The organism is Cellulomonas fimi ATCC 484 (genome assembly GCF_000212695.1).
GTDB classification, from domain to species: Bacteria; Actinomycetota; Actinomycetes; order Actinomycetales; family Cellulomonadaceae; genus Cellulomonas; species Cellulomonas fimi.
In genome coordinates this window covers 1,771,092-1,782,080 of sequence record NC_015514.1, presented here as the reverse complement: position 1 = coordinate 1,782,080, position 10,989 = coordinate 1,771,092, and the positions used below count along the sequence as shown (strand labels likewise).

12 protein-coding genes are annotated in these 10,989 nt (G+C 75.1%); all 12 read right to left on the bottom strand.

The genetic code is table 11. The features are described 5' to 3' along the window. Positions 1-24: 24 nt before the first annotated feature. Positions 25-963, bottom strand: coding sequence for an RluA family pseudouridine synthase (locus tag CELF_RS08180; protein WP_013770784.1), 939 nt, complete (start codon positions 961-963; stop codon positions 25-27). Then, positions 956-1,570 (bottom strand): signal peptidase II, encoded by a 615-nt coding sequence (locus CELF_RS08175; protein ID WP_013770783.1) that lies wholly within the window; start codon positions 1,568-1,570, stop codon positions 956-958. The genes CELF_RS08180 and CELF_RS08175 overlap by 8 nt, the downstream gene beginning before the upstream one ends. Positions 1,571-1,590: 20 nt before the next feature. Beyond that, positions 1,591-2,046: a TraR/DksA family transcriptional regulator gene (locus tag CELF_RS08170; protein ID WP_013770782.1), complete on the bottom strand. Its 456-nt coding sequence runs from the start codon at positions 2,044-2,046 to the stop codon at positions 1,591-1,593. 147 nt (positions 2,047-2,193) lie between these two features. Next, the gene (locus CELF_RS08165) at positions 2,194-2,853 is read right to left on the bottom strand and encodes a DivIVA domain-containing protein (protein ID WP_013770781.1); all 660 of its coding nucleotides are present in this window, start codon (positions 2,851-2,853) and stop codon (positions 2,194-2,196) included. Between the two features lie 154 nt (positions 2,854-3,007). Then, positions 3,008-3,298 (bottom strand): YggT family protein, encoded by a 291-nt coding sequence (locus CELF_RS08160; protein WP_013770780.1) that lies wholly within the window; start codon positions 3,296-3,298, stop codon positions 3,008-3,010. A gap of 1 nt (position 3,299) precedes the next feature. Further along, positions 3,300-3,782 carry a cell division protein SepF gene (locus CELF_RS08155; RefSeq protein ID WP_013770779.1) on the bottom strand — a complete coding sequence of 161 codons (483 nt, stop codon included), beginning with the start codon at positions 3,780-3,782 and terminating at the stop codon, positions 3,300-3,302. A 179-nt stretch (positions 3,783-3,961) separates the two neighbouring features. After that, positions 3,962-4,708 (bottom strand): peptidoglycan editing factor PgeF, encoded by a 747-nt coding sequence (pgeF, locus tag CELF_RS08150; protein ID WP_013770778.1) that lies wholly within the window; start codon positions 4,706-4,708, stop codon positions 3,962-3,964. Beyond that, positions 4,708-5,964 (bottom strand): cell division protein FtsZ, encoded by a 1,257-nt coding sequence (gene ftsZ / locus CELF_RS08145; RefSeq protein WP_013770777.1) that lies wholly within the window; start codon positions 5,962-5,964, stop codon positions 4,708-4,710. The genes pgeF and ftsZ overlap by 1 nt, the downstream gene beginning before the upstream one ends. A 216-nt stretch (positions 5,965-6,180) precedes the next feature. After that, complete coding sequence (locus CELF_RS08140; protein ID WP_013770776.1) at positions 6,181-6,984, bottom strand: cell division protein FtsQ/DivIB; 804 nt, start codon at positions 6,982-6,984, stop codon at positions 6,181-6,183. A gap of 185 nt (positions 6,985-7,169) precedes the next feature. Next, complete coding sequence (gene murC, locus CELF_RS20640; protein WP_013770775.1) at positions 7,170-8,594, bottom strand: UDP-N-acetylmuramate--L-alanine ligase; 1,425 nt, start codon at positions 8,592-8,594, stop codon at positions 7,170-7,172. Next, positions 8,591-9,730 (bottom strand): undecaprenyldiphospho-muramoylpentapeptide beta-N-acetylglucosaminyltransferase, encoded by a 1,140-nt coding sequence (gene murG / locus CELF_RS20635; protein WP_013770774.1) that lies wholly within the window; start codon positions 9,728-9,730, stop codon positions 8,591-8,593. Before murG ends, murC begins: the two co-directional genes overlap by 4 nt. Beyond that, positions 9,723-10,988, bottom strand: a complete 1,266-nt coding sequence (gene ftsW, locus CELF_RS08125; protein ID WP_013770773.1) for a putative lipid II flippase FtsW — start codon at positions 10,986-10,988, stop codon at positions 9,723-9,725. Before ftsW ends, murG begins: the two co-directional genes overlap by 8 nt. Position 10,989: the final 1 nt, after the last annotated feature.

Sequence of the window (10,989 nt, the reverse complement as noted above, 5' to 3'; positions counted from 1 at the left end):
ACGCCGGACGCACCGGGGGGACGGTCAGCGGTAGCCCGCGCCGAGCGTCTCGAGAGCCCGCGCGAGGTCCTGCGGGTACTCGCTCGTCACCTCGAGCCACTCGCCCGTCCCGGGGTGCTCGAAGCCCAGCCGGACCGCGTGCAGCCACTGCCGCGACAGGTGCGTGCGCGCCGCCAGGGACGGGTCGGCGCCGTACGTGAGGTCACCCACGCACGGGTGCCGCAGCGCGGCGAAGTGGACACGGATCTGGTGGGTGCGGCCCGTCTCCAGGTGCACCTCGACCAGCGACGCGGACGGGAGCATCTCCAGCACCTCGTAGTGCGTGACCGACGGCTTGCCGTCCGCGACCACCGCGAACTTCCAGTCCGCCGACGGGTGCCGCCCGATGGGCGCGTCGATCGTGCCCGTGGTCGGCTCCGGGTGGCCCTGCACGAGCGCGTGGTACACCTTCTCGACCGTGCGCTCCTTGAACGCGCGCTTGAGCACCGTGTACGCGTGCTCGCTCTTCGCGACGACCATGAGCCCCGACGTCCCGACGTCGAGCCGGTGCACGACGCCCTGCCGCTCGGCCGCACCGGACGTCGAGATCCGGTACCCCGCGGCGGCGAGCGCGCCGACGACCGTCGGCCCGGTCCAGCCCGGCGACGGGTGCGCGGCGACCCCGACCGGCTTGTCGACGACGACCACGTCGTCGTCGTCGTGCACGATGCGCATCCCCGGCACGGGCTCCGGCACGACCACGGGCGCCGCGGGCCCCTGCGGGTCCGGGATCTCGACCTCGAGCCAGCCGCCCGCGAGGAGCCGGTCGGACTTGCCGACCTCGCGGCCGTCGACGCGCACGCCTCCGTCGGCGGCGATCTCCGCCGCCCGCGTGCGGGACAGGCCGAGCAGCCGGGCGAGGGCCGCGTCGACCCGTTCGCCCGCGAGGCCGTCGGGCACGGGCAGGGCGCGGACCTCAGGCACCGGGACGCTCCACCCGCTCGTCGGCGTCCACCTCGTCGGCGGGACCGGCGTCCGCCTCCTCCTGCCGCGCGTGGTCCGCGTCGCGCGAACCGTCGAGCCGCACCCCGCGCGCAGCGAGCAGCACGATGAGCACCGCCGCCCCCACGATCGCGATGTCGGCGACGTTGCCGACGAACCAGTCGAGGTACGCGATGAAGTCGACGACGTGACCGCGTGCGAAGCCTGGCTCCCGCGCGAACCGGTCGACGAGGTTGCCGACGGCGCCACCGAGCAGCAGCCCCAGCGCGACCGCCCACAGCGTGGAGCCGATGCGGCTCGCCGCCCGGATCACGACGACCACCACGACCGTGGCGACCAGCGTGAGGACCCACGTCATGCCGGTCGCGATCGACAGCGCCGCACCCGGGTTGAACACGAGCTGCAGACCCAGCAGGTCGCCGACGAGGTCTCGCCGGACACCCTCCTCGAGCGACGCGAGCGCCCACCACTTCGACGCCTGGTCGACCAGCAGCACGCCGACGGCGATCACGACGAGCGTCGTCAGGAGGCGACGCCGCCGCGCCGGTGAGGTCGCGGGCGCGACGTGTTCGGGACTCGTGGAAGGCACCGCTGGAGTCTACGGGTGCGTCAGCGACGCTCCTCGCGCTGCTTGCACTCGACGCACAGCGTCGCGCGCGGGAACGCCTGCACGCGCGCCTTGCCGATCGCCCGGCCGCACGACTCGCAGGTCCCGAAGGTGCCGGCCGAGATGCGTCCGAGCGCACGCTGCGTCTGCGCGAGCAGGTCCCGCGTGTTGTTGACGAGGGTCAGCTCCTGCTCACGCTCGAGAGCCGACGAGCCGGAGTCGGCCTGGTCGTCCCCCGCGCCGTCGCCCGAGTTGCGCAGCAGGTCCGACAGCTCGGCGTCGGCCGCGGCGAGCTCGCCGGTGAGACGGTCGATGTCGGCCGTCAGCTCCTCGGCGATCTCCTTGACCTCGCTCGCCGTCCACGGCGTCTCGCCGTCCCGGACGGGGAACTGCTTGACGAGCTTGCCCAGGTCCTTCGTGTCGTCCGCGACGTCGCTGAGTGCGTCGTTGATTGCCACGTCCAGGTCCCCCCTGTCCTCGAAAGTCACGCGACTTTATGCGTGGGAACGTCATGACACAACACACCACGCCGGGTGAAACCCGGCGTGGTGCGGTCGTGCGTGGTGCTGGTGACCTGTGGCGACGCGGCCCGGCGCCGCCCTGGGTCAGATGTTCTGGCCGTCGCCCACCGGCTGCGCCTGACCGGAGCGCGGCGGCAGGGCGTTGCCCCGGTTGTCGAGGTCACCGAGGAGGTTCTCGAGGTAGCTCTTGAGCCGGGTGCGGTAGTCGCGCTCGAACACGCGCAGCTCGTCGATCTTGCGCTCGAGGAGCGACCGCTCCTGCTCGAGCTGGCCGAGCGTCCGCTGGGACGTCTCCTCGGCCTCGCGGACGATGCGGTTGGCCTGCGTCTTCGCCTCGTTGACCAGGCGGTCCGACTCCTCCTGGCCGCTGCGGACGTAGTCGTCGTGCAGCTTCTGCGCCAGCGCGAGCATGCCCGTCGCGGACTCGGGCTCGCTCGGACGCTGCGGCGCGGCGACCGGGACGGGCGCGACGACCGGCGCCGGCTGCGGCTTGACGAGCTCGGGGACCGGCTCGGGCTTGGGGGCCGGGGCGGCCTGCTGGGCGCCCGCGCGGCTCAGCTCGGCGATGCGGCGCTCCGCCGCGGCGAGCTTCGTCTTGAGGTCCTCGTTCTCGTTCTGCAGCTCGCGCAGGGTGTTGACGACCTCGTCCAGGAAGTCGTCGACCTCGTCCTGGTCGTACCCCTCGCGGAACTTCGTCGCCTGGAACTTCTTGTTCAGGACGTCGTCTGCGGTCAGCAGTGCCATCGTCGTCACCTCTGTCGGTCGAGCTCGGTCGGGCCGTGGCGGTCGACCGACCGCCTCGGGCCACCGTAGCGGAGATTGCCACGGGGGCACGTCCCCCGACACACGGCCGGACCGGGTGCGAGAACCCGGCCCGGACGGGCCTCGGGGAGGGTCATCATGCGGAAAGGCGGCTCAGCAGCGCCATGAGGAGGGAGCAGCCCAGGACCAGGACCAGGAAGGCCAGGTCGAGCCGGATCGAGCCGATCCCGATGGGCGGCAGGACCCGGCGCAGCGCCTTCAGCGGCGGGTCGGTGACGGTGTACGTCGCCTCCGCGATCACGAGCGCGGGCCCCCGAGGGCGCCAGTCGCGCGCGAAGAACTGGACCCAGTCCAGCACGAGCCGGACGAGCAGCAGCAGGAAGAACGCCAGGACGACCAGGTACAGGACGCTGAAGATCAGGCGCACGTCAGCTCTGGTTGTAGAAGCCGGACCGACCGACCTGCTCGGGCACCGGCGTGTCGCCGGCCACCTCGACGTGCGCGGGCGACAGCAGGAACACCTTGCTCGTCACGCGCTCGATCGCTCCGTGCAGGCCGAAGATCAGGCCGGCGGAGAAGTCGACGAGACGCTTGGCGTCGGCGTCGTCCATGTCCGTCAGGTTCATGATCACCGGCGTGCCCTCACGGAACGCCTCGCCGATCTTGCGCGCGTCGTTGTACGAGCGCGGGTGGATCGTCGTGATCCGCCGCAGGTCCCCGGCCAGCGGGGCCGGCTGGGGCACGGGCGCGGGCGTGCGCGGTGCCGGACGGTGCAGCGGGGTGACCTGGGCCTCGTACTCGTGCTCCACGGCGACATCTCCTGCGTCGAGGTCCTCGAGGTACTCCTCGTGCTCGGACCGGTCGTCGGCCAGGCCGAGGTACAGCATCGTCTTGCGCAGCGCTCCGGCCATCGCCTGGCTCCCTCCCCGGACTTCTCCGGTCCTCCCGGCGCCCGCCTCCCGAGGCCGGTGGACCGGCGTCGAGGTGCAGCGGGCTCCCCTCCGACGGTCACGCTAGCAACCGTGGCCAGGACCGCCACCGCGACACGCCCGCGACACGCGACTCGCATCTGCACGTGTGCCCGTGCTGGTCACGCCAGGATCCGGACGACCCCGGCGAACCGCCCCGTCCGGCCGTCGCGGCGGTAGGAGAAGAGGTCGGGATCGGCGTACGTGTCGCGCGCCACACGCGTCACGCGCCCCACCCCCGCGCGGCCCAGGACGGCCTCGACGCCCGCCGGGAGGTCGAGCGCGGGCGTGCCCCACGCCGTCCGCGCCGCACACTCGGGCACGAGCCGGGCGACCTCGTCGCGCAGCTCCACCGGCACCTCGTACGACGCGCCGGCGATCGCGGGGCCGATCGCGGCCCGCAGCCGCGAGGTGCGCGCACCGAGCGCGACGAGCCGCTCGACGGTCGACTGCACGACGCCGGCCGCCAGCCCGCGGCGACCCGCGTGCACCGCGGCGACGAGCCCGGCCTCCGCGTCCGCGAGCAGGACCGGCACGCAGTCGGCGACCAGCACGCCGACCCCGACGCCCGGCTGTGCGCCGACGAGCGCGTCGACCTCGCCGACCGTCGCGAGCGGGTCGTCGTCGACCTCGTGCAGCACGGCGACGTCCCGGCCGTGCACCTGCGTGCCAAACGCGACGGGCCCACCGAGCCATGCCCCCACGCGGCGGCGGTTGCCGGCCACGGCCTGCGGGTCGTCGCCGACGCCCGCCCCGAGGTTGAGCGTCCCGTACGGCGCGCGGCTCGTGCCGCCCGTCCGCGTCGTGAACCCGGCCCGGACCCCCGGGCCGAGGTCCACGACGACGACGCCGGGACCGGAGTCCTGCACTACTTGAGGAAGTCGGGGACGTCGAGCTCCTCGCGCTCCCGCCGCGACGCGTCCTCGGTGAAGATGCGCGGCACCTCGAGCGCCCCGGTCACCGGCGTCGGCTCCGCCTCGGTCGACAGGAACGCGGGCACCTCGTGCTGCTGCGGGACGGCGGCGGGCCGCGGCGTCCCGTACGACCCCACGGGCAGGACGTCGTCCTCGGGGTCCACGACCGGGCGCGGCGTCGGCAGCGTCGGCACGCTCGGGACCTGCCGCACCGACGCGCCGCTCACCTGGCCGAGCGCGCGTGCGTCACGCCGCACGACCGGGCCGCCGCCGTCGAAGCCCGCGGCGATGACCGTGACACGCACCTCGTCGCCGAGGGCGTCGTCGATGACCGCGCCGAAGATGATGTTCGCCTCGGGGTGCGCGGCCTCCTGCACGAGGCGTGCGGCCTCGTTGATCTCGAACAGGCCGAGGTCGGAGCCGCCCTGGATCGACAGCAGGACGCCGTGGGCACCGTCGATCGACGCCTCGAGCAGCGGCGAGGAGATCGCCATCTCGGCGGCCTGCACGGCGCGGTCCTCGCCGCGCGCGAACCCGATGCCCATGAGCGCCGAGCCGGCGCCCTGCATGACGGACTTCACGTCGGCGAAGTCGAGGTTGATGAGGCCGGGCGTGGTGATGAGGTCGGTGATGCCCTGGACGCCGGACAGCAGCACCTGGTCGGCGGAGTGGAAGGCGTCGAGGACCGAGACCGAGCGGTCGGAGATCGACAGCAGGCGGTCGTTCGGGATGACGATGAGCGTGTCGACCTCGGCGCGGAGCGCCTCGATGCCCGTGTCGGCCTGCACCGAGCGACGACGGCCCTCGAACGTGAACGGCCGCGTGACGACGCCGATGGTGAGGGCGCCGAGCGAGCGGGCGATGCGCGCGACCACGGGCGCGCCGCCCGTGCCCGTGCCGCCGCCCTCGCCCGCGGTGACGAAGACCATGTCGGCGCCGCGCAGGACGTCCTCGATCTCCTCCGCGTGGTCCTCGGCGGCCTTCTTGCCGACCTCGGGGTCCGCGCCGGCGCCGAGGCCGCGCGTGAGCTCGCGGCCGACGTCGAGCTTCACGTCCGCGTCGGACATGAGCAGGGCCTGGGCGTCGGTGTTGACGGCGATGAACTCGACACCCTTGAGGCCGACCTCGATCATGCGGTTCACGGCGTTGACGCCGCCGCCGCCGATGCCGACGACCTTGATGACCGCCAGGTAGTTCTGCGGAGCTGCCACGGTGGGTGCCTCTCGTTCCGAGCCGGTCGCGGGGTGCTGCCCGCGAGGTCGGCCGCGACACGCCGCGGCCGGGGTTCAACCTTCAGGTTCAGGTTGAGGGTTAGAGTTATGTCAGGTGCGCTGTCAGTGCGTGACGCTAGGTGCCGCACGCCCCCGGTTCAACGAGCCACGCCGCGTGTCGCGGGACGCGCTGCCTCACGTCGCCCTCCCGTGCCGTCAGCGGGTGATCGGGAGGCGGGGCGCCGACACGTCGATGACGGTCGCACCGGCCGCCGCGCCCGACGAGCGCAGCGTCGAGAGCACCGCGATCTTCAGCGGCGTCTCGGCTGCGGACCCCCAGTCGACCCGCACACCGTCGCGCAGCTGCATCGTCACCGTGTCCTGCGTCCGCGCCGAGACGCCCTGCACCTGCGCGAGCAGCTCGGGCGGCAGCTGCTCCAGGACGTCGAGCACAGCCCGCAGCGTGCGCGCCTCGCCGACCGGCACGTCCGCGACCGGCAGGCCCTCGGGCGCCGCCTCGACCCGGCCCACCTGCACGCCCTCCATGTCGAGCAGCGCGAAGCCCGCGCCGCCCTCCTCGGGCACCGCGACGACAGGCTCGCGCGCGACGAGCACGACGAGCAGCCCGTGCGGCCACGCGCGCGTCACGCGCGCCTCGCGCACGCCGGGCACCTCGAGCACCTCGTCCCGCAGCCCCACGGTGTCGAGCCGCGGCAGCGGCGTCCCCGTGTGGGCGCCCACGGTCGCGAGCACCTGGTCGACCGCCACGACGGTCCCGGCCCCCTCGACCCGCACCTCGCCCGGCTCGAGCGCGAGCACGGGCGACAGCAGCAGCAACCACCCGAGCGCCCCGCTCACCACGACGCCGCCGGCGATCCCCGCCGCCTTGCGCCGCGCCACGGTCCGGCGTGCCCGCGCCCGCTCCTCGAACCGCGCGACCGACGTCGGCGAGACCACAGGCGGCGCGACCGGCCCGCCACGACTGGCCAGCGTGCGCGAGCCGGCGGTGTAGGTCGTCACCGCACGGCCGAACGGCGTGGGCGACTCGCCCGCAGGCGTCTCGGGGGCGTGCGGCTGCGCCGTCGGGACCGGCCCGGTCGTCGGCGGGGCTGCCGACGGCGCCGCCTGCTGCGGTGCCGGTCGACGCGGCGCGTCCGGCCGCGGTCGTGCCGCGGCCGGACGGGGGCGCGGCGGCCGCGACGGGCTCACGGCGCGCCCTGGTCCGCCGCTCGCGCCGCGAGCGCCTCGAGCACCACCGGGGCCAGCGCCGTCACGTCCCCCGCGCCGACGGTCAGGAGCAGGTCGCCCGGCCGGGCCGCCGCGGCGACGGCCCGCGCCGCGTCCACGCGGTCCGCGACGAACGTCGCCCTGCCAGGCGTCGGCACGTGCTCGACGAGCAGCGCCCCCGTCACCGACGGGTCCGGGTCCTCGCGGGCCGCGTACACGTCGGTCACGACCGCGACGTCCGCGAGGTCGAGGGCGGCACCGAACTCGCGCGCGAACGTGCGGGTGCGGGAGTAGAGGTGCGGCTGGAAGAGCACGAGCACCCGGCCGTCGCCCGCGACCGTGCGGGCCGCGCGCAGGAGGGCGGCGACCTCGGTCGGGTGGTGCGCGTAGTCGTCGACCACGCGCACGCCGCCCGCGGTGCCGCGGTCCTCGAACCGGCGGCCCGTGCCGCGGAACGCCCCCAGGGCGCGCGCGGCCTCCTCGGCCGGGATCCCGAGAGCCCGCACCGCGGCCCACGCGGCGGCGGCGTCGAGCGCGTTGTGGGTGCCCGGGACCGCGAGGTGCACGGTCACGGTCGTGGCGTCCGTCGTGAGGTCGACGTCCCAGCCGCCGTCCGCGGGACGCTGCTCGCCCACGCGGACCTCCGCGCCCGCGGACCGCCCGTACGTGACGACGCGCACGCCGGCCGCGGCGAGGTCCGCGGCTGCGGTCTCGACCAGGCGCGCCGCGCCCTCGTCGTCCGCGCACGCGACCAGGACGCCGCCCGGCCGCACGCGGCGCACGAACGCCACGAACGCGTCCTCGAACGCCTCGCGCGAGCCGTAGTGGTCGAGGTGGTCCGGCTCGACGTTCGTCACCACGGCCACGAGGGGCTCGTAGGCGAGGAAGGACCCGTCGGACTCGTCGGCCTCCGCCACGAACGCCGGTCCCCGGCCGTCCCGGCTCCCGCCGAGCGCACCGTCCACGGTGAGGACGGTTCCCCCGATGGCGAACGACGGGTCCGCGCCCGCGTGCAGCAGCGCCGTGGCCGCCATCGCCGACGTCGTCGTCTTGCCGTGCGCACCGGCGACCGCGACCGCGTCCCGGTCCGCCATGAGAGCAGCGAGCGCCTCGGACCGGTGCAGCACGCGCAGCCCCCGGGCGCGGGCGGCGGCGAGCTCGGGGTTGGACTCCCGCACCGCCGACGACACGACGAGCGTGTCGGCATCGGCGACGTGCTCCGCGTCGTGCCCCACGTGCACACGCACTCCCGCGGCGCGCAGGCCCGGCAGCGCGGGCCCGTCGGCCGCGTCGGAACCGCGCACGTCGAGGCCGCGGGCGGCGAGCAGCGCGGCGACCGCGGACATCCCGGCACCACCCACGCCGACGAGGTGGACACGGCCCAGCTCGTGCACGCCGGTCATGCCGTGCCCCCGGGCAGGTGCCGCTCGACGAGCGCCGCGACGCGGTCCGCGGCGTCGCGGACCCCGACCGTCGCGGCCGCAGCACCCATGCGCGCGCGCTCCTGCTCGGCCCCCGGCCCGACCAGCAGGCGCGGCACGTGCTCGCCCACCCATGCGGGCGTGAGGTCCGCGTCGTCGACGAGCACGCCGCCGCCCGCCTCGACGACGGGCGCGGCGTTGAGGCGCTGCTCGCCGTTGCCGACGGGCAGCGGGACGTAGACGGCCGGGATCCCGAGCGCGGCGAGCTCGCACACCGTGCCGGCACCGGCGCGACCCAGCGCGACGTCGGCGACCGCGAGCGCCAGGTGCATGTCGGCGAGGTACTCGCGCACCTGGTACCGCTCGGCCCCCTCGACGGAGGTGAGTGCCTCGCGCACCGCGTCGGCCTTGCCGCGGCCCGTCAGGTGCAGCACCTGCGCGCCGCCGTCGAGCAGCGCGGCCGCCGCGCCCACCACGGCCGTGTTGACGCTCACGGCGCCCAGCGAGCCGCCCGAGACGAGCAGCGTGGGCCGGTCCGCGGCGAGACCGAGGAGGTCGGCGGCCTCACGGCGCACCCCGGCCGCGTCCGCGTCGCGGCGCGTCAGCAGGTCGGCGACCGCCGCGCGCAGCGGCAGGCCGGTGACCTGCGCGCCGGGCAGCACCGTGCCGGGGAAGGTCACCGCGACCTCGGCGGCCCACCGCGACCCGAGCCGGTTCGCGAGTCCCGGCCGGGCGTTCTGCTCGTGCACCACGACGGGGATCCCGCGGCGGCGCGCCGCGAGGTAGGCGGGCGTGCTCACGTAGCCGCCGAACCCGACGACCACCTGGGCACCGCCCGCGTCGATCGCGTCCTCCGCGGCCTGGACCGCGGCGCGCAGGCGCGTGGGAAGCCGCAGCATGTCGCCCGAGGGACGCCGGGGAAGCGGCACGCGCGGGACGACGTCGAGCGTCAGGCCGTGCTGCGGCACGAGCGTGGACTCGAGGCCCTCGGCGGTGCCGAGGACCCGCAGGCCGACGCCGGGCCGGCGGGCACGCAGCGCGTCGGCGACCGCGAGCAGCGGGTTGACGTGACCGGCGGTGCCGCCGCCGGCGAGCAGGACGGCCCCGGCGTCAGCCACGGGTCCGCCCCACGACCGCGAGCGAGCGGCGCACGACCCCGGCGCGGGCCGCGAGCGCCTCGGCGGCACCCGGCTCGGACCGCGCGAACGAGATGACGACGCCGAGCGCGGCCATCGTCATGATGAGCGCGGACCCGCCCGCGGACACCAGCGGCAGCGGCAGCCCGATGACGGGCGCGAGGCCGATGACGACCGCGACGTTGACGAGCGCCTGGCCGATGATCCAGCACAGGATCGCGCCCGTCGTCACGCGGACGAACGGGTCGGGGTGGCGTCGGATCACGCGCACCATAGCCAGGGCCATGAGTCCGAACAGTCCGAGGACGAGCAGCGTGCCGATCAGTCCCAGCTCCTCACCGATGATCGCGAAGATGAAGTCGTTGTGGGCCGCGGGCAGGTAGGACCACTTCTCGCGGCTCTCCCCCAGCCCGAGGCCGCCCCAGCCGCCGCTGGCCAGTCCCCAGCCCCCGTGCAGCGTCTGGTAGCACGCGCTGCTCGCGTCGCAGTCGGCCGACAGCCACGACATGATGCGCGCCGTCCGGTTGTCGCTCGTCACGGTGAGGACCGCCGCGACCCCGGCGCCGAGGACGGCGGCCACCCCGAAGATCCGCAGCGGGACGCCCGCGACGAACATCGCGCCCGAGACGAGGAGCAGCAGGACGAGCGCGGTGCCGAGGTCGTGCCCGGCGAGCACCACGAGCACCGCGACGCCCGCCACCGGGACCGCCGGGATCAGCGCGTGCTTCCACTCCCGCAGCAGCGGGAGCTTGCGCGCGAGGACCGCGCCGAGCCACACCGCGAGCGCGAGCTTGATCGCCTCCGAGGGCTGCGCCGAGAAGCCACCCACGCACACCCAGTTCTGGTTCCCGCCCGCGCCGCACCCGAGGCCGGGGACGAACACGAGCAGCTGGAAGACGATCGCGACGCCCAGCACGGGCCACGCGACGGCCTGCAGGAAGCGAGCGGGCACGCGCGCGAGCACGAGCAGGGCCGGCAGGCCGATCAGCGCGTACTTCGCCTGGTCGAAGAAGACGGCGTACGGCGAGTTGCCCTCGTCGAGCGACTCGACGCTCGAGCTCGACAGGACCATGACGAGCCCGATGACGAGCAGCAGCGCGGTGGTCCCGATGAGCACGTAGTAGCTCGTGACGGCGCTGTTCCACTGCCCGAGCACCGAGGTGCGCGGCTCGGTGTCCGCGGGGGACGGCGCGGGCACGGGGCGCGGCGTGCCGCGGGAGGTGACGTGCAGGTCGGCCATG